The following is an 18,193-nucleotide window of genomic DNA, read 5'->3' on the forward strand; positions in this document are numbered from 1 at the left end:
GTGGGGCCAACATTGGTGACGACACACCGCGCCCACCCGGACGGACACGATCACCACCCCGGTGGGGCCAAAATTCGTGAAGAACTACGACCGAAGTGGGGCCAAGTCAGGTGACCACACTCAACGACGCTGAGCGAAGGATTGACTCGATCGATGCTGATGCTCACAACCAACTAGCGTCTGTACCAAACCGGAGCCCTCAAGCCATCGGCATCATCACCAGCGCAGCAACATTGGCGCGCGGCACAGCCGTAGGTGCTGCCGAGGAGATCACCGCGCTATCTGGGCACTTCGGGCAACGATTTGGCCCAGTCCCGGAGAGCCCTCCCAGCAGCGACCCCGAGAGTCGCGAAGACTCCGATCGGTCGACCGATAAACGAACTGACGAAACACCTGAGCCGCCCCACGGAACGTCCGATGAAAGCGGTGGAACTCAACATCGTGCATCCACGCCGGACGCACCAGAGCCTAGTTCTGCGTCTGGTAATACGGTGCCGCGGGTGAGCCCTGGGCAACCCCTTGCTCCGCCGTCAAGTTCGCTTGTGCCCTCTTCACCCAGTCCAGACAGAGGTCCAACCTCAGCACTCGGAGGGATTGGCAGCGGCGGAGGTGGATTCGGCGGGGGAGCTTCATCGCTGTCGTCTTCAGGGGCGTCGCCCGGAGGACTCGGCGGCCTAGGGTCAGGGCTACTGGGTTCTGGACCTGCTGGAGGCGCAGCGTCGACCGCAAGTCCGGCAACTTCATCAGCGTCATCACCGGCCGCCGCGTTCTCGCGAGCGCTGCCGGTAGTTCCGCCTACGTCGTTCGTTTCCGGGGCCAATGCAGCGTCCTCGCCTGCGACGGTAGCTGCGCCGCCGCCGGTAAACGCGTCGGCAGCTCCGCTCATGTCGGCGCCTAGTGGCGTGTCGCATTCACCTGTTGCGGCTGCCCCGAATGTCGTTAATCCGCAGTCTATTTCGGGACTTTATGGGGGCGGTTCCGGTGCGCCCGCTCAGGCTTTCGGGGCTCCTGGAGCGCTGTTACCTCCAGGACCAATGGGTCCACCACCTGCGGTTCCCACTGCAAGCGCGGCGGCTGCTTCGGTTGGTGGTCCTGCGGCGGCGATGACGCCTGCTGCCGCCTCGGTGGCGGCGGCAACCGCGGTGGCGACGCCGGTGGCGACGTTGCCGTCGCGGGTAGCGGCCGCGGCGGCGCGTGATTTTGAGCGCCTGCGAAATGAGTCGAGTGATCTTCAGATGGTGAAACGACTGGCGTGGCAACTGCTGGCCGCTAGCGAATCGGGCCGCTCATTCGCGTTGTGGGCGGTCGGAGTGATGTATTCGGCCACGGGGGAACGCCAGGTGGTGGCGGTGAGCCATCACGGCGCAGGCTATGTGCCGCCAGGAATCGCCGTACCCACGGATCTGCGAATGGCCTGGGCTGATCCCATCATCAGCGACTCCTTCCGCCAACGCTGGACCGGAAATCTGGACCCGGCAGCCACGCTGGTCGCCTACGCCGAACTCAAAGCTGGCGAGTCTGCGGCATGGCGTCTAGGCGCGGCCGCGACAACGTGGGCCGAGGTCAACGCATTGATGACGGCAGCGCAGCGCTGGGGTACGGAATGGGCCGCCTGTTCAGGGATGAACATGCCCGGCGGCATCGAGAAGCAAGCACTGACGGTCGGAGCCGAGACCACGCACCGGTTGGCGGGTGAGTTTCCCGTGCTGGCCAATCGGGTCGCGGAACTGAAGCCTAGGGGGTTGGACCAGCGTGCCGCCAAACTGATCACCGACGCCTTGGTTTCTGAGGCCCGCCTCGTAGTCGTCACGTCCAGCACGATGCCGGGAGAGTCCCGGTTGCCCGCCAACTTCGACAATGTGTGGCCGGCCGCGGCCGAGAGCACCGTCTCGGCGGCTGAGCGCGCGCGATTCGCTGAGGCGGTGCAGCAGCAGTGGCTCAGCGTTGGTATCGCCCAGCCCGGATGGGATCAAGAACGCTCAGCCAGCATCGACACCGAATACCGCGGCCAATGGCTGATCTCCCGCGCATTAGAGGCCGTACTCGGTTGGATCGCGGACCCCGGCACTGATGGCAAGCCCGCTGAGCTGCCGATGGCCGACATTGTGTATGCCGCTGCTCACGCACACCTCGACGGACGCGGAACCGGCTGGATCACTGACCTTTTCGTCCAAGCAGAGCGACACCGACTATGAGTGCGGAGGGCCTGGTGTGATCCCGAGAGTAACCGTGGGCGATACAGTTTTTTCGGATACGTATGCGACGTTTGCTGCAGGTCTGCTCGGCGATGTCGGTCATGGGTTGGTGAAGATCACCAGTGAACTCGACAGGGATTTGATGTGCGCCGGCCGAGGCGCGGATGACGCGCAGCGTGCCCTGGTGCAGCGTCTATTAGTCGATGTGCCAGCGTTGATCATCGCTGCGAATTACTGCCATTGGGTTAGCGATCACGTACTCGACGAGATAGTCAGACTTCGCATTGCCGACATGCGCATCGGCGAGCAATGGGCCAACGCCTCCGGCGATGCGGACGGTGCGGCTCTTTTTCGGCTCGAACAGTACGAAACCGTGCCCGACGCGCCGCCGTGGGAGCCGCCGCCGTTCCCGACGGCGCTCCAGCAACTCCACCGTGCCCGCCGACTTGAGTGCAGCGTTGACGAAAAATTCGAAGAGATTAATGAGGACCGGCGTGCGGGGCAACATGACCGCGTTAGTCAGGGCTTGGCCGATACGACTGAGGACTGGTATGCCCGGCGGCTGGGGAAGATTCACGAGACGCTGGCCGAGGCCAGAAGCGCAATTGTTCGCAATCGGACGGACAAAACCGAAGTGCTCGTCCAGCACGTTGACGCGTTATCCACCTGGGCAGCTGGCGCGCAAAGCGCCGATACGGTCGATGGCTGAACGCCCAGAAGTGGGCCGGTCTCGCCCTTGGGTGACGGCTATTTGACGCGCGATGGGTTATGCGGCGGTGATGGTGATGTGGAGGCGTTTCCCGCAGGCCGCGGCGAGCCGTTCCAGGGCGTCGATGCCGGGGGTGCGTGCGCCGTTTTCCCATGTGGCGACTGCAGATTGGCTGGTACCCATGGCGGCGGCGAGCTGGGTCTGGGTGAGTCCGGCCTCGGTGCGGGCGGCGTAGACCAGCTCGGCAAGGTCCATCGCGCGGCCGGCGTCGTGGTAGGCGTGCTCATAGGCCTGGCGCTGCTCGTCGGCGAGTGCGGCCTGGCGCTGGGTGCGAGCGGCTCGGTAATCAACCCCACCGCTGGAGGTGGCGACCTTCCTCGCAGCGGCGGGGACTTTCTTGGCGGCCCTCTTCGGGGCAGTGGTCTTCTTCGCGGTGGTGGTCTTGACGGTCATGGCGGGTTATCCCTTCTTGGTCTGGTGGCGTCGTAGCGCTTTGCTTCCCGGGTGATTTCGTTGCGTTCGTTTTGGCGTTGTTGCCGAAGGTGGTCAGGGTGACCAGCTGGCGGTCGGGGTCGGCGGTGTAGGCGATGCGTTGGTTGACCTGTCTGCAGCGAAACCGCTACGCCCACAGTTTCTCTGAGAGATAGCGGCTATGCGGCATGCCTAGGTTGATGCCCTCGACGGTGAGCCGGTCGGAGGGCCTGAGCGGCCTGGGCGGGTTCGCTTTCAGGCAGAACGGCACACCAGCGTTCCACTTCGCCGCTGAGCATGATCCGCCCAATCATCACCTACACCCCACTATATCGAACTCGATATATACCGTAAACGATATAGGCCTGATCGATGGGTGTGCCCTGTCAGTCGATGTCGATGTCGATGTCGACGCCGTGTCCGCGGTCTCGGTCTCTGCCCCGATCTCGTGTGGGTGGGGTGTTGAGGGTGCGCCAGCTGCGGGCGGCGATGGCGCGGTGTTTGTCTGCAGCGGCGGCGCGTGCGGGATCGTCGATGCCCGTTGCGGGGCGGGTATTTTCAGCCCAGGGGAGGGAGAGGCCGTCGAGGAGTCTTCGGGCACTGCCGGGCTGTCCGTTGTCGATGAGCAGGAGCCGGCCGTGTGCGGGTACTAGGGCGGTGGCCACGGCCGCGAGCGCGTCGGGATCGGCGGCCGCGGCGTCCTCGACGACGATGACCGGTCCGCGCTTATCTGGCGGGTGGACGGTGATCTGCTCTGCGAGGTGGTTGAGGCTCAGCCGGTCGGGCTGTGGTGTTGCGGAGACGCGGACGTGGTGGCGGCTGGCATCGGTGGCCGCCGTGTGGATGGCTTCGGCGAGGTCGGGGGTGTAGCGCTCGGCCGCCACGGTGGCCACGACGTAGGGCACCGACAGCGCGACCGCGGCGGGGTCGGTGCGCGTCCGCGGGAGGGTGAGCGGGTCGGCGTTGCGCCAGGAAGCGGCCAGGACCTCGACGAGCGCACGCTCAGAGGCATGCATGCCTGCGTGCACGCCTTCACCCTGGGCGGTGGCGTGGTCGACGACGTGCCGATCGGGGAGGGCTGCGGCGCGGGACAGCGCGTCGGCCAGCCGCCACCACAGCGCCGCGGCGGGCATCTCATCGGGCAGCGGTCCTTGGCGTGCCGCGTCGGTGAGAGCCTCGCGAATGTTGTTGGCGCGGGCTGCATGTGTGAGGTGGGCGGCCAGGGTGGGCCAGTAGGCGTCGGTGCGGATGCGGGGGTCGATCTCGTCGAGAAGGTCGTTGAAACGGGTGGGGTCGGCGCCGTCGCGCTCGATGGCGTCAGTGCCGTGGCGTTGCAGGAGATCTTGGATTGCGCGGGTGGCCACCGGGTATTGGGGCGGGCCGGTGAGGCGGGTATCGGCGTCCTCGACCCCGGTGGCGGCCCGGAACACGGCGAGTTCTGCGGCAAGAGCAGTGTTGGCCGCGACCAGGGGCTGCGCCCAGCTCGGCGCGGTGTCGGTGGTCCAGGCGCGGGTCTGTTCGCGGATCTGGTCGGCCAGCTCGGTGACAAGGCTTTCGCGGCGGCGCAGGTAGTCGCCCCATTGCGGGTCGCCGGCCAGGGGGTCGGGGATGGCGGGCAGCCAGCGCAGCGGCCCGCAGTCGCGGCCGGCGGAACCGGTGGGGTCGATGCGGTAGTCGAGTACCGCGGCCGCGTCAGCGGCATCCTCGAGGCCGCCTCGAGTGTGAGCGTTGGCCAACAGTTCGCCGGGATCAGCACCGGAGAGCGCCCGGATTGCCAGGCGACGACGCAGCACCGGCCACGCAGCGCAGGTCGAGAGATCCGGGTGGACGGATTCAGCGAGCGCGTCGAGATGATCGCGAGCCCCGATGCCGAGCTGGTGCTCGGCCGCAGTGCCGAGGGCGTCGGTGAACATGTCGGCGGCCGCGGCCAGTCTGCGGGTCGGGTCGGCGGCCTGGCGGGCGGCGGTGGTGGCCGAGACTTGGCTGCCGTCGCGGGCCACGATCCGGGACAGGACGTCCACGGCGGTGTCGGGGTGGGTGGCCTTGGGGGTCAGGATGCGGTGCGGGTCGGTTTCGGCGGTCGAGAGGTAGAGGTGGTTTTCGGCGCGCCCGCGGGTGAGGGCGACGTAGAGCTGTTGGCGGGTCAGGTGCTCAGCACCCACGACGTGGCAGCTGTGTCCGGCGGTCGAGCCTTGGGCGCCGTTGATGGTGGCGGCGTAGCCGAGGGTGACGTGTTCGGTGACGTAATCGGCCGGCAGGGTGATCTCCCGTCCGGTGCCGCGGTGGCGAGCCCGTAGCGCCCCGTCACGGGCGACATCGAGGATGTCGAAGGTGTTGCCGTTGCGGACGTAATCAGTGCCCGAGAGGGGCAGCCAGCGTGCATTGCGACGGGTGCGGATGACGTCGCCGACGCTGGCACGGAGTTGGTCGGCAAGCACAGTTTCACGACCCGGCCGCCAGTTCGGATCAGCCTTCATGAGGGCGGCCAGACGCGCAGTGCGGGCGCGGGCGTTGAGGTCGTCGACGATCGCGTTGGTGGGTCCCAACAGCAGGCTGTCGCGCCCGGCGTCGCGGTCGGCCAGCCACGCCGAAAACGCGGTGTCCGCGGCGGTCTGTTCGGCGCCGACGTGAACCCGTCCGGCGTCGATGTAGAAGCCGATCCCGGCCGGATCGCCGCCACGCAGCGCCAGCGACGCCGCGGCCTCGGCGCGGGAGTGAAACCGAACCACCTCCGAAAGCGTCAGCGCCCCGGTCTCGGTGGCGATGTCGCGCAACACCCCGCCAGCGGAGATCGACGCCAACTGGCAGTCATCAGCCACCAGACGCACACTCGCACCCTTCTCGAGTGCGTCAGCGATCGTCGCGTCCAGACCCGCGGTCGACGCCATGCCGGCCTCATCGACGATGATCAACGTGTCGGGTCCGATGTCGTTGAACCACTGGGGTGTTCCGAACGTCGCGGCGTTGTCCGGGTCGGTGCAGTGGACGTACTTGTCGAGGGTGTCGGTGGTCGCGCCCAGGTCCTCCCCGAGCACGATCGCCGCGGCCGCGGTCGGGGCCAATCCGAGGACGTTACCGCCCGAGCCAGTCCACGCATGCGCCAGCGCGGCCATGGCTGTGGTCTTGCCCGCCCCGGCCGGGGCCAGAGCCAGCGCAACGCGGCGACCACCGAGTGCCATCTGGGCCACCAAGGCGGCCTGGCCCTCGTTGAGGGGTTTGCCGCGTGCGGCGGTATCGGCGAGCGCCAAACCCACGTCCGCGGTGGTCGCGACACGACCATCCAGCTGGTGCGCCGCGGCCAGGATGCGGGTTTCGGCGGCGAGGACTTCGCGGCTGGTGTAGGTCGTCACGCCGTGGCGGCTGTAGACGCTTGAACCGTCGCGGCGACGCAATGCGACAGGCTCACACAACTCGTCGTCCTCGATGCGGGCGTGAGGCACCGAGAACGCCTCGGAAAGTGCGGTGTCGGTGAGCTGTTCGACAAGCCCCGACACGTGTGCGACGCCTTCGGCGCGGACCATCCGCAGGGCCTCGGCGCGCACGTGGTGGGCCTGCCACGTCGCGCGTGTTTCGGCGATGGTGGCGACGATTGCGACAGCACGCGACGCCACCCATTCCGCGGTGATTTCCGGTGTCTTCTGGGCGCGACGCGGGGCCAAAACTGTGGCCAGCATGCGGTTCAATCCATCGTGGCCGAGGACCTCGATGGCTTGGTTGCGCCAGGTGGCGCGTTGCTCGGCGAACGAGCGCGGTTCGTGCTTGGCTTCGCGCGATTCCAGCGTGGCTTGTTCGGCCAGCGCAAGGGTCTCGACAGTGGTGGGTTCGCGGCCGTGATCGTGCTGAAACTGCTTGGCCAGCTCGGCGGTGCGGGCCCTGATTGCGATACTGCGACTCGACCAGCGGGTCGTCAGCTCTGGTGCCATGCCGACGATCTCGCGCACGGGTCGTTTCCCGCGTTCGGCGGGCAGCTCTGCGAAGTCCACACTCACGCGTGGAATCAAACGGACTTCCATGCGGGTGTTGTACATCTCCGAAAGCGTCACGGTGTTCCGGTGCAGCGGCTGGCCGTCGAGGGCGAGCCAGCGGCGCACGCCGTTGGCATCGACATGGGACACCTTGTTAGCGATCGGCAGGTGGGTGTGCAGGTCGGGATCTCCGGCACGGGAATCGCGGTGGGTAAACGCCGCGGCGATGAGGCCTTCGGTGTCGACCTGTGCGACGCCGTTGGTGCCGGTGCGGGTGAAGGCGGCGTTGTCCTGCAGCCACTCCAGCACGTCGGCCACCGCCTCGTGGTGCGCGGCTTCGATCTGCTCGGCTATCTCCGGCGGGGCAAGCGCCCACAAGGCTGAAATCGACTTCACCGGAGAGAACGTCAGGTCATAGCCGGCGACTGCTGTGGTGCGCGCCCGAGTGGCCCGCGCGATGAACCCCGACAGCTCCCGCGCATCTGCCGGGGCGCGATCGTATTGTTCCTCGAACAGCTCGGTGGCCACCTGCGTGCGGATGCCCGCGCGCACGTCGTCATCGATGCTCGCATTGGCCGGGACTCCGCTTTTGGTGTTGTGGGCGCGGAACGCTTGTCCGACACGACGGGTGAACTCCGAGGACTCCTCGCGCACAGCGTATTTGCGGCCCAACTGGGTGGCCGCGATGGAGGGTCGAACACCCAACCGCGGGGACAAATGATCAGAAATCCGATCGGCGTTGGGATGCAAACCGAGCCCAAAGAGGGCCTTCATTTGAGGTTCGGTGACCGTCGAACCGTCTTCTACCGTCCACACCTGTTGGCGCACAGCATCGCTGACCTCACGGGCTCCGGTGTCGGAAAGGGCTGCCAGGCCGCGGCCCATCCAGCGGCCCGGCGATTCACCCTTGGCCGAGTAGTAGTCAGCCAGGCTGGATCGGCCCCGCTCGGTGCTGTCGGCGGCAGCGACCTGGCGCACCAGGTACAGGTATCCGTCCCCGGCGGTCAGCTTGTGCAGTGTCATCACCATGACGCGCACACCGGCATCCGCATGCGCACGACCGTCTCAAGTTCGGTCCCGGAAAAACCACCACCAGAGCCACCTTCAAAATCGCCGTTATCAAGTCGATTGGCGCAGGGGTCGTATTCAGTTGGGTCGAATTCCCCAGGGCAGATTGTGGTGCCGCCCGGAAGGGCACTTGCATTCCGTACCTGGGTACGGGCTTATCGTCGGTGTATGACGATGGATAACAGCGCAGAGTGGGTTCCGCCCTCGTGTTCGTTGCCGACTGCGGAGCGGCCACTGCGGGTCGCGGAATTCGACCGCCTGTTCAGCGATTCGGTTGTCGGGTTTGAACGGACGGACGTGAGGACCCTGAGGGTGACCCTCGACAGGGACGCCGAAGCCGATGCGCGAAGCTTGGCCGAGCGTGAGTCCGGGTGCTGTTCGTTCTTCGACTTCGGTTTCGACACTTCGGATTCCGTGCTCACGATGTCGGTGGTGGTGCCCGAATCCCACGCCGATGTGCTCGACGCGCTGGCACGGCGGGTCGGCGCGTTGGCGGGGGCGAACCGGTGAGCGAGGCGGGGTTGCGCAGCGGTGAGGTCGCCAGCGCGGCGGGCGTCAACGTGGAGACACTGCGCTATTACGAGCGGCGGGGCCTGCTGCGGGAACCGGGTCGTTCATTGGGTGGGCACCGTCTGTATCCACCCGAGACGGTCACCCTCATGCGGGTGATCAAAGCCGCTCAGCGGCTGGGGTTCACGCTCGACGAGGTGGCTGATCTGCTGGCGGCTACACGGCTGGGCAGGCGGGCCGATGCCGGGTTGCAGGCGCGGGCTGCCGCCAAGTTGGTCGAGGTCGACCAGAAGCTCGCCGAGCTGACGGTGATTCGACAGTCGCTGGTCGATGCGTTGGACGCGGGCTGCGACAACCTGCTGATCTGCGCGGAGAGTCCGTGTTGTCCGCTGCCGTTGGATCCGGCAGCACAAGCTGATGTGAAGGGAACAGAGGGTGGCTGCTGCTAAGAGAGTGTCGGGTAAACGCTGGTGGGCGTCGATCGGCGTCGGGGCGGCCGCCTGCGTGGCGTGTTGCACCGTGGTTCCGATGTTCATCGCCGGCGGCCTCGTCGGCAGTGGTGTGCTGCTCGCGGGTGCGAAGTGGTTCGAGCCGGTCGGTTTCGCGCTAATCGCGATCGGCATCGTCGGGCTGGCGGTGACGTGGATCCGGAATCGGAGGCGTGGATCGGCGGGGTGGCCTGATGAGTGCGGCACCGGATGCGGTTGCGCACCAACGGAATCCGTTGCGCCGTCGTCTGATCTGGTCTCGTAGAGGTAAGTGCATGGTCTGGCGTTCGATACTGCTGTTCGTGGTCGCCGCCGTCGCCGAGATCGGCGGGGCGTGGCTGGTGTGGCAGGGAGTTCGGGAACACCGTGGTTGGCTGTGGGCCGGGCTGGGTGTCATCGCCTTGGGCGTTTACGGTTTCGTCGCCACGATGCAACCCGATGCGCATTTCGGCAGGATCCTCGCGGCCTACGGCGGCGTGTTCGTCGCCGGCTCACTGCTGTGGGGGACGGCACTCGACGGTTTCCGCCCCGATCGGTGGGACGTGATCGGAGCAGTCATCTGCATCATCGGAGTAGCGGTCATCATGTACGCGCCTCGCGACGCGTGAGAACCGACGTGGCCGGTCACCCTCAGTGTGCGAGATCATCCGTTCGATCATCGGCTTCGGGTCAGCGGGCGCGGTCGGCGATGTAGCCGGTCCAGTCGCGGGCGGCCAGGGCGGCCCACGCGGCGGCGTTGCGGTCGGTGATGCCGATCAGTTCGGCTAGGACGGGGGCGGGCATGTCGCCGGCGAGTCCGAACAGGGCTGCTTTGCGGTGCTCGTAGGGTTTGATCTCGATGGCGACGAGTTGGGCGCGGATGTTCTCGGTGGCCAGGTGGTGGCCGGGGATGCGGCCGGGGAACAGCCAGCCGTGGTCGGTTTCTGGACGGGTGGCGCGGTGGGCGAGGTGCTCGCGGATCAGGTCGTCGAGGACCGGTGGCATCCGGATCGGGATCGCGTGGAAGGCGACGTCGACGCCGTCGTCGGTGAGGGTGATCCGGTCGGTGCGCATGGCGACGATGCGTGACAGCGGTTGGGCGAACAGCACAGTGAAGAGTCCGGCGATGCGGGTGTAGCGGCGCAGGGTGGCGTCGTGCAGCAGGTGCTCGACCGCATCCCAGCGCTGCGCATCGGAGACGGTCACCTCCGGGGGAGGTCGTTTCACGTCGGGCACGGTGAGCCGGGTGTTGATCCTGCACTCACGCAACCAGGCGATGAAGGCGTACTCGTGGTTCAGACTGCGTCCGACGTGAGCGTGGTAGCGCTCCAACAGATCCTGGGTGGCCGTCGCCGGGCAGGAGCCGTGAGTGTCCAGGAACACCAGGAATCCGATCGCCATGCGGATGCGTCGTCGGGCGGCGTCGGCCATGCCTCTGGTGAGATGGTTCTCGCGGGCGGTCCGGCGCATGCTGCGCAGCACCCGCCAGTGCGCGAACCGTCGGATGAGCGCGGCGTCCTGCGTCGACAATCCGGCCACCGTCTCCTCGAGCCAGGGGTGCATCCGCTCGATGCGCAGGTCGATCGGAGTGAGTACGCCGACGGCCACGAGCAGGCTTCGCAGGTAGTCGTGGGAGCGATCCGAGGGCAGCGCCCGGAAGGTGTCGTGGCTGATCTCGACTGCACCGCAGGCCATCTGGGCGAGAAGCCTCGGGCCGGTGCCGGGCTTCTTACGCAGCCACCACACGCCGTTCTGTGGCCGATCGGAGGCGATCAGCTCCTCGAACACGGGCTGCAACCGGTGATGGATCCGACCGGTGCGTGGATCGGTCAGCAGGTCGGTGAGACGTTCCCGCAGGACGCAGCGGGCGCAGTGCCGCGAGCCGTACGGGTGGTCCTCACGACCGCACTCACGGCAGGCGAAGATCGACTCCGCTCCCGCGCACAAGGCGCAGACGAGTCCGTCGCCGCGGGGCCAGGCCAGCGGGCGTACCGCCGTACAGGACGGGCAGGTTTCGGGATGGTAGTGCCGCCGGCGACGGCATCTTATGCAGATGCGGCCGTGCGGGAGTCGCGTCAACCCGTCGGTGCCGCCGCACTCGAAGCAGGCGCGGTTGGTCACTCCTTGGCGTCGTCGGGGCGGCGGATGGTGGTGCGGATCGGGCGCAGGTCCCCGATCCCGGGGCCGCCGTCGTCGTTGACCGCCGGTGCGTCGCCGGTGCGCACGTAGACCAGTTCGAGAAGGTCGTTGGGTGTGCAGTTCAGGATGTCGCACAGTGCGGCGAGCAGTTCGAGGTTGATCCGCTGCGGCGGTTTCGTTGCGATGCGGTGCACCATCTGCCGCGAGATCTCCACCCCGCGTTCGTGCAGCGGTTCGACCAGATCGGTGGTGGAGAACATGCCGGCCTCGGCCATCAACTGGCGCAGATTCCAGCGCAGAACGGTCTTGGTACTCATCGCTTCTCACTCTCGGTTGTGGTGCCGTAGACGCGGCGCAGCGCCGCCTGCAGCGTCCTGGTTTTGAAGTCGTTGGACACCGAGGTGTAGATCGCCGTGGTCGAGGCGTAGGAGTGGCCGACCTGCTCGGTGACGAACCGCTCCGGATACCCGAACTCGATCAAATGGGTGACATAGGAGTGGCGCAGACAGTGCAACGCCAACTCCGGAGCCAGCCCTGCCTCGGCGCGCAGGAACGCGAACCGTCGGTCCATCAACCGCAGCGACACTCGCACCCGACGCTCGGTCAACCACAACTCCGGACGCGGTCCCGGACCCAACAACGGCCGGGCCTCGAGGACCCACTGGCGCAGTCCGTCGATCACCCAGTCGAACTCCGGAACGGCCAACACCGTGCGTCGGCGCGGCGTGCTGCCGCGGCTGGATTTCGCGTAGCGGACGTGGATCGCGCCGAACGTTCCCCACTGCGGCATCTTCGGATTTGGGCGTAGATCGGTGACATCGAGGAAGCACAATTCGCGGCGCCGCAGCCCGAACGCGTACGCGGTTTTGACCATCTGGGCGTCCCGCAGCGCCGCCAGAGCGCCCTTGCGGCCCGAGCGCGCGATCACCTCGACTCGGTCATCGAGGCAGGCGAACAGCGTCTGCATTTCGTCGTAGGACAGCGGTCGCCGGGCGGGCCGGCCCTCGTAGTCGACCAGATGCGCAGCGGTGTTGAAGTCGTGACAGACCTGGGAGGGAATCCGGTCGAAACGCCGCTCGCACTGCGCGATCCAGCCGTAGCGGCCGTCGAGCAGATAGTCGCAGAACATCCGCAACGTGACGTGGTAACCGCGGATCGTCGACGGCCCGCAACGGTCCTCACCCGACATCAGACTCGCGGTGAAGTCCTCGATGTCGGCGGCCGTCCAATCCCACGGATGCGCCTGCGCGAACGCGGCGAACCGCCGCACCAACGCGAGCCTCGCTGCCACCGTTGAGTCGGCCAGCAGTCGCGACTTCTGCTGCCGGCCCCAGCCCGCCAGCATCGCCTCGAACACCGCGCCCGGCTCATCGAGATGCACCACCCCCGACGCCAACACCAGGTGCGCCGAACCCGGAACGTCCTCCACGCCCCCATCATCAGCCTGTCAACTTAAAGTTGTCAATGACAACTGCAAGTTGCCTCAGCCGATCGTTGGAGCGCTCACCTGCATCGACACCGGGCGATGGCGTCACCGCCCGCCGATCCGACCGCCCCAGCTAGCTCGAAATTGTCCACTTTAAGTTTACGTGACCTCGTCGTGACCTAAATGCAAGAGGTGTGTTGGCTTTGAGGGGGCGCAGAAGCAGGGGTGATGGCGAGGCAGCTGGGGTACGGCGGCGGGGTGGCGGTCAGGCGGAGGGTGAATGTCGGGCGAGGTGTGGCATCGATTCTTCAGGCGCGGCGGCAAAAATTGGTTGACAGCGAATGTGGCTGTGGTGGTGGCCGTCACGCCTCGGTTGCTCCTAGTGTCGCGGTCATGACAGCTGCAGGAACGTCCAAGGTGGAAGCCCGGCGACGGGCGCGCGAGGCGACCAGGCGCGCCAACGAGGCCCGCGCGGCTCGGGAGAAGGCGAACATCGAGAACGCGGCGAACTACATGGTCGCCAAGGCTCGGCTGGCCGAGATCGACGCCTGGGAGACCGAACGGTTGGCCGCGGTGACCGAACAGGTGCGCGCCGAGGCCACCAAGCGGCGTGCCGGCACTCGGGCTGCGGCCGGCGCGGCAATCAGGCTGTTGCGGGAAAGTGGTGAGACGCTGACGACGATCGCTGAACTGACCGGCGACGGTGTCGGTGAAGTCAGGGCCATGCTGAGGCACGCTCCGAAGATCGAGAAGCGCACGGCGAGAAAGGGTTCGCATGCACTAGGCGGCTTTGGTGTTGTCGGTCCGTCGGTAAGCCCCGGCGGCGGAGCTACAGACAATCCCGAGGCGGCCTGGGCGTGACAACTACGTTGACGGTCGGCAATGGGCTGACAACGTGGAGCACGGGCGGCGTGACCACCCGGCCGCGGTGCGCGGCGCGCGGCGGCTCCCGCCAGGGGCAGCACGGTGCTGGCGGGGCAGTGATGAGCAGACCGACGTGCGTTGAGGAACCACACCTGGCGGCGGTCAGCTCCTGGTCCACGGTGGCCGGCCTGTGGTGTCTTCGAACGCCGCTGTGGCCGCTCCGCGTGTCGGTGTTCGGCTCTTAGGCCGAGGGCCATGAGAAGCGCGGGCCAACTCATCGTTGATCGGCAGCGCCACGACGCCCAGATTGCGCGCTTCGACAGTTACGGCGTCTGCGGCCTAATGCCTCCAAGACTGCAACATCTGGACCGGAGCGATCGGCAAAGACGGCTACGGCCGGTTGATCTCACCCGCGACGGCGCGGGGTTCTGCGTGCGACCGCACCAGTACGCGTTGGCGATCGCAGCCGGAAGCGTGCCCGCGGGAGTGCTGGGTTTGCACGAATGCGGCAACCCGGTGTGCGTGAAGATCGCGGCTGACCCAGACGTCCAGCAGCGCGTCGTTTCGAGCTCCCAGTGCGACAACGGGGTGCCGGTGGCGCGGTTGTGTCGCGGCGGTCGGCATGCGGTGCGGCGCTTCGCTAGTCGCGGCGTGCGGCGCGCATGATCGGTGACGCTGCGCGATGCGATGCGATGCGATGCGGCACGGCTGGGATGCCGCCGCGCTGCAGGCGGCGCTGCTTGGCGCCCAGCCCACACCGTGGCAAGCAACTGCGGTCGCTGATGTGGTCTCTTGCGGTCTCGGCGGGAACGCCCTGGGTGGTGCTAAGCGGGCCGTGGCGGCGGTTGTCGCAACGTCGAGCCGAGGAAGCTGGAACGGTCGACGCGAGGCTTGCGCTGCGGCGCTCAGCCGCGTTGTTGGACCACCGCGGTGGGGGGCGGCTCCGTGGGGCGTCGCGCCACGGGCAGGGCGGCGACGCCGGCTATGCGGGCACAGCAGTGTGGCGCGCTTCGTCTCTCGACGAAGATCGTTGATGTAGAGACGCAGCGAGTTGCTGTAGCTCAGCAGGGTAAGGCGGCGGTCGGCCCCGCCTTGTTGCCCAGCTGGTTTAGGGGCAGACCAGTTGTCTGGTGGATGGTGACCGAGGTGGATGGCAGCCGCGGACCCCCAGGTTGAACGTGCGATGGGGGACAGTCGAGAGAACGGGTCCACGCGCAGCTGGTGCGACAGTCCGGAGACCCAACTCGGCCATGTCTCGTAATCGCGGCGCGCGGCACACGAGGGGTGTCGGGACCTCAAGAAGAGGGCCGTCGCCCCGTTGTTGCCGGCTGGACAGCAGCCCGGCGACCTCGTAACCTAACCGTGACCTACGTACCTGCTACGTATTTACATACCTCACCGAAAGTTTCCGCTGTTGTGACTTTGCCTGTGCTTGAGGCCCAATCGCGCGCGATGGGTAAACGGCTCGCCTTCATCTTGGTGGCTATCGGTGTTTTTGCTGCGCTTCTGGCGACCGACGTGAGCGCTGATCCGGCGGCTGATGCGCTAGCCGAACTGACGGAATTGTCGCGTGTTGCTGAGCAGACCACAGAGCAGATTCACACGGCGCAAATCGACCTCGACGAGAAGCTCGCCGCCGAGCAGCTCGCGGAGAAACAGGCGGCCTCTGATCGTGTGACCGTCGATGCAGCGTCGGCCGATCTGGCGACGTATCAGGCTGCAGTTGATAAGTTGGCCGCCTCTGCTTACATGGGTGGCCGTACCGACACCTTAGCGGCGGCATTGACAGCGACGTCTCCACAGGACCTCATTGATCAGCTGGCGATCCAGAAGACGGTTGCGTCGGAGCTGGCTGTGCAGATGGCCGCTTTCCGATCGGCGAGTGCGCGCGCCGCCGCAGCCGCAGACCAATCTGCGAAGTCGGCAGCACAAGCACGGATCGCATCCGACGAAGCCGCGGCGGTGCGAACAGACCTTGATGCCAAACAGCGTCGAATGCAGGAGCAGATTGCTGCCGTGCAAGCCCGCTACGAGGCTCTGACACCTGACCAGCGGGCCATCTTGGCCGATCCGGGCCCGCCGCCCCCACCCCTGCCGCCGTCCTCGTCGGCGAACGATCCAAGCATTGTGGCCATGCCAGGCCCAACCGGCGGCGGATCCTTTGGAGGCGGAACTTCGGTAGTACAAGCTGCCCTGACACGGGTGGGGTCACCGTATTCGTGGGGCGCTACCGGCCCGGATGCGTTCGATTGTTCAGGGCTGATCAAGTGGGCGTTCCTGCAGAACGGGAAGTCGTTGCCCCGGTCGAGTCAGGCGCTCGCTCAAGGCGGGCAGCCGGTGGCTGTTCCTGATATGCAGCCCGGTGACATCGTGACCTTTTACGGTGATGTCTCTCATGCGGGTATTTACATCGGTGACGGGATGATGGTTCACGCGTCCACGTTCGGAACGCCGGTGAAGGTGGCACCGATCTCATCGGCTCCGATTCACAACGTCCGGCGGTACTAGGACGCTGCGCGGCGCTGCCTCAATCGGTGAAGAAACGACCGGTGATGTCCGTCCACTCGCGGATCTCGTCGACGGTGTGAGCGACGTGCAGGGTCGAGTCGGGAATCAACTCAGCGAGGCGCTGGGCGGTGGAGATGGGATGCAAGGGGTCGGTGTCCCAGGCCAGCACCAACGTGGGCTGGCGGATCAGGGTGAGTTGATCAGGGTCGGGTAGATCGGAGGAGCCGACCCCGCGCAGGGCGGCGGAGACCACATCGTCGTCGACGCCGGGTTCGAACTTGCCTTGCCGGTAGTTGGCGAAGATCGGCAGTGGGGGAGCGTCGGCCCATTGTTGTCGCCACGCGGTTGGTCCAATCGAGTCGATGAGGTCAGCGGTGTCGCAGTACCACTGGCGCGGCTGATGGGGGCCGGTTTCCCAGGCGACGGGAGGGATCACCAACGCCAGCCGCCTGAATCGGTGAGGAGCGTTGAGGGCGGCGTGCAGTGCTGCAGCGGCTCCGAGCGAGGATCCGGCGAAGTCGATGGGTTCATCGAGGCCGGCCGCGTCCAGGACGCGCAGGAGATCGTTGGCTGCCTGCTCGAAGCGATAGTCGTCGGGTTCGGGACGGCCCCGTGATGCGCCGTGTCCGCGCTGGTCGTAGGTGATCAGGCGGCGGCCCTCGGCGATGGCGTCGATGTCGAAGATGCCCAGGCCGCGAACGATCTGCCGGCTCATGAGCACGCCGTGCCCATAGCCAATCGGTACGGTGTTGGGCGGTCCGCTGAGCTGGTAGGCGATGGTGGCGCCTTCGGTGATGAGGTGGTGGTCATCCGGCATTGCGGCTCCTCAGGTGCGTTGGTGCGACGTTCCGTGGGGTTGCAGGTGCCAGCTGTCTATTCCACAGCGGTGAGGACGTTCACCGTGGCTCCATCGTCGGTGGAGCTGTAGATGGCGGTATCTGTGGCGATGTAGACCTGGCCGTCGCCAGCGGCGAGAAGGGCCTGAGGTTTGGCGTTGAGGGTGTGTCGTGGCTGCCAGGTCTGCCCGTTGTCGGTGCTGATGTAGAGGGTTCCTTCGAGGTCGACTCCGACTAGGGGACCGCGCTGGGGCCAGCTGACGAGTACCAGTGCCGGTGCATCGGTGACTGCGGCGAATGTCATTGCGCCGTCGTTGCTTCGCAGGAGCCCTTGGGGTGTGGTCGCGAGGATCTCATCGGCGTCCGCGGGTGATACTGCGAGGTCGGAGGCAGGGATTCCTGCACGCCGCTGCCAGGATTTCTGATCAAGGCTGACCATCACCGTGCCCGACTGGCTGTCGTGACCGTAGACCCGGCCATGGCGGTACTCGAGTGCATGAAAATCGGCGCTGCCGTGCAGCGACAGAGATTCCCAGGAGTGACCGGCGTCGAGGCTCTTGATCAGGCCCAAGTGTGGTGGTTGTTGACGGTCAGCCGGATCCGGGTGGCCGCTGGCCAAGAACTCGTCGGGCCCGGTCACGGTAAAGCCCATGAAGTCCTGGACGAGATCGCCGACTCGCTGTGGCGCCTGATCGGTCCCTGCCGTGTAGAGGCCGTAATGAGTTGCTACATAGAGGGTTTCATCGGAAGGATTGATGCCAAGGCCGTGGATATGCACCATCCCCGGCACAATCGCGGGCGGCGCGCTGTCGGGAGCGTTCGACGAACACGCGGCGGTCAGGGTTCCGGTCAGAATTGCGGCGAGGAATTTGCGGAGCTGCACACTGACACCTTCCGGTCACGGACAATCTACGTAGTGCAATAGTAGATGGGTAGCACGGGGCAACGGCGCGACGCCGGGTTTGACGCCATGGGCGGCGCTGCGGGTACCGGTGGGTCGTTAAGGCGTCTTCATCAAATCTTCATCGGAACACG

General features: G+C 66.4%; 15 protein-coding genes. 8 read left to right on the plus strand and 7 right to left on the minus strand.

Annotation, left to right across the window (positions count from 1 at the left end):
* Window positions 1-1,103 precede the first annotated feature (1,103 nt).
* A complete protein-coding gene (locus tag NM203_RS29520) occupies window positions 1,104-2,195 on the plus strand; it encodes an EspK C-terminal domain-containing protein (protein WP_255064322.1) in 1,092 nt (363 codons plus the stop codon).
* A 34-nt stretch (window positions 2,196-2,229) separates the two neighbouring features.
* Complete coding sequence (locus tag NM203_RS29525; protein ID WP_255064323.1) at window positions 2,230-2,904, plus strand: hypothetical protein; 675 nt, start codon at window positions 2,230-2,232, stop codon at window positions 2,902-2,904.
* A 57-nt stretch (window positions 2,905-2,961) separates the two neighbouring features.
* Here the strand turns inward: NM203_RS29525 and NM203_RS33405 are convergent, their stop codons facing one another.
* Window positions 2,962-3,357 (minus strand): type II toxin-antitoxin system RelB family anti-toxin, encoded by a 396-nt coding sequence (locus NM203_RS33405; RefSeq protein WP_308212862.1) that lies wholly within the window; start codon window positions 3,355-3,357, stop codon window positions 2,962-2,964.
* 404 nt (window positions 3,358-3,761) lie between these two features.
* The gene (gene mobF / locus NM203_RS29535) at window positions 3,762-8,369 is read right to left on the minus strand and encodes a MobF family relaxase (RefSeq protein ID WP_308212863.1); all 4,608 of its coding nucleotides are present in this window, start codon (window positions 8,367-8,369) and stop codon (window positions 3,762-3,764) included.
* A gap of 351 nt (window positions 8,370-8,720) precedes the next feature.
* On the opposite strand from mobF, the gene NM203_RS29540 reads away from it, so the two are divergent.
* Genes NM203_RS29540 through NM203_RS29555 form a run of 4 tightly spaced genes read left to right on the plus strand, consistent with a single transcriptional unit; the run spans window position 8,721 to window position 10,014 of the window.
* Window positions 8,721-8,918 (plus strand): hypothetical protein, encoded by a 198-nt coding sequence (locus NM203_RS29540; protein WP_255064324.1) that lies wholly within the window; start codon window positions 8,721-8,723, stop codon window positions 8,916-8,918.
* Window positions 8,915-9,367 carry a MerR family transcriptional regulator gene (locus NM203_RS29545; RefSeq protein ID WP_255064325.1) on the plus strand — a complete coding sequence of 151 codons (453 nt, stop codon included), beginning with the start codon at window positions 8,915-8,917 and terminating at the stop codon, window positions 9,365-9,367. Before NM203_RS29540 ends, NM203_RS29545 begins: the two co-directional genes overlap by 4 nt.
* Entirely contained in the window at window positions 9,354-9,671 is a 318-nt protein-coding gene (locus NM203_RS29550; RefSeq protein WP_255064326.1) for a hypothetical protein, read from the plus strand. Before NM203_RS29545 ends, NM203_RS29550 begins: the two co-directional genes overlap by 14 nt.
* Window positions 9,672-9,681: 10 nt before the next feature.
* Complete coding sequence (locus tag NM203_RS29555) at window positions 9,682-10,014, plus strand: YnfA family protein (RefSeq protein WP_255064327.1); 333 nt, start codon at window positions 9,682-9,684, stop codon at window positions 10,012-10,014.
* Window positions 10,015-10,075: 61 nt separating this feature from the next.
* Here NM203_RS29555 and NM203_RS29560 read toward each other — a convergent pair whose 3' ends face one another.
* The 3 genes from NM203_RS29560 to NM203_RS29570 form a co-directional block, all read right to left on the minus strand.
* A complete protein-coding gene (locus NM203_RS29560) occupies window positions 10,076-11,332 on the minus strand; it encodes a hypothetical protein (protein ID WP_255064328.1) in 1,257 nt (418 codons plus the stop codon).
* Between the two features lie 170 nt (window positions 11,333-11,502).
* Window positions 11,503-11,841 (minus strand): helix-turn-helix domain-containing protein, encoded by a 339-nt coding sequence (locus tag NM203_RS29565; protein ID WP_255064329.1) that lies wholly within the window; start codon window positions 11,839-11,841, stop codon window positions 11,503-11,505.
* On the minus strand, window positions 11,838-12,953 hold the full coding sequence (locus NM203_RS29570; RefSeq protein ID WP_255064330.1) for a tyrosine-type recombinase/integrase: 1,116 nt from the start codon (window positions 12,951-12,953) through the stop codon (window positions 11,838-11,840). The genes NM203_RS29565 and NM203_RS29570 overlap by 4 nt, the downstream gene beginning before the upstream one ends.
* Window positions 12,954-13,343: 390 nt before the next feature.
* On the opposite strand from NM203_RS29570, the gene NM203_RS29575 reads away from it, so the two are divergent.
* Entirely contained in the window at window positions 13,344-13,811 is a 468-nt protein-coding gene (locus NM203_RS29575; protein WP_255064331.1) for a hypothetical protein, read from the plus strand.
* Between the two features lie 1,455 nt (window positions 13,812-15,266).
* Entirely contained in the window at window positions 15,267-16,322 is a 1,056-nt protein-coding gene (gene ripC, locus NM203_RS29580) for a peptidoglycan hydrolase RipC (protein ID WP_255064474.1), read from the plus strand.
* 19 nt (window positions 16,323-16,341) lie between these two features.
* Here ripC and NM203_RS29585 read toward each other — a convergent pair whose 3' ends face one another.
* Together NM203_RS29585 and NM203_RS29590 are read right to left on the minus strand one after the other, a co-directional pair.
* On the minus strand, window positions 16,342-17,139 hold the full coding sequence (locus NM203_RS29585) for an alpha/beta fold hydrolase (protein WP_255064332.1): 798 nt from the start codon (window positions 17,137-17,139) through the stop codon (window positions 16,342-16,344).
* A 56-nt stretch (window positions 17,140-17,195) separates the two neighbouring features.
* On the minus strand, window positions 17,196-18,041 hold the full coding sequence (locus tag NM203_RS29590) for a F510_1955 family glycosylhydrolase (RefSeq protein WP_255064333.1): 846 nt from the start codon (window positions 18,039-18,041) through the stop codon (window positions 17,196-17,198).
* Window positions 18,042-18,193: the final 152 nt, after the last annotated feature.

The sequence above is a fragment of the Mycolicibacterium arenosum genome, assembly GCF_024320865.1.
Classification (GTDB): Bacteria; Actinomycetota; Actinomycetes; order Mycobacteriales; family Mycobacteriaceae; genus Mycobacterium; species Mycobacterium arenosum.

Coding starts and splice junctions, on each gene's coding strand:
- NM203_RS29520 (WP_255064322.1), top strand. CDS start 1,104: ATGACGCCTGCTGCCGCCTCGGTGGCGGCGGCAACCGCGGTGGCGACG.
- NM203_RS33405 (WP_308212862.1), bottom strand. CDS start 3,357: ATGACCGTCAAGACCACCACCGCGAAGAAGACCACTGCCCCGAAGAGG.
- mobF (WP_308212863.1), bottom strand. CDS start 8,369: ATGGTGATGACACTGCACAAGCTGACCGCCGGGGACGGATACCTGTAC.
- NM203_RS29555 (WP_255064327.1), top strand. CDS start 9,682: ATGGTCTGGCGTTCGATACTGCTGTTCGTGGTCGCCGCCGTCGCCGAG.
- NM203_RS29565 (WP_255064329.1), bottom strand. CDS start 11,841: ATGAGTACCAAGACCGTTCTGCGCTGGAATCTGCGCCAGTTGATGGCC.
- NM203_RS29575 (WP_255064331.1), top strand. CDS start 13,344: ATGACAGCTGCAGGAACGTCCAAGGTGGAAGCCCGGCGACGGGCGCGC.
- ripC (WP_255064474.1), top strand. CDS start 15,267: ATGGGTAAACGGCTCGCCTTCATCTTGGTGGCTATCGGTGTTTTTGCT.
- NM203_RS29585 (WP_255064332.1), bottom strand. CDS start 17,139: ATGCCGGATGACCACCACCTCATCACCGAAGGCGCCACCATCGCCTAC.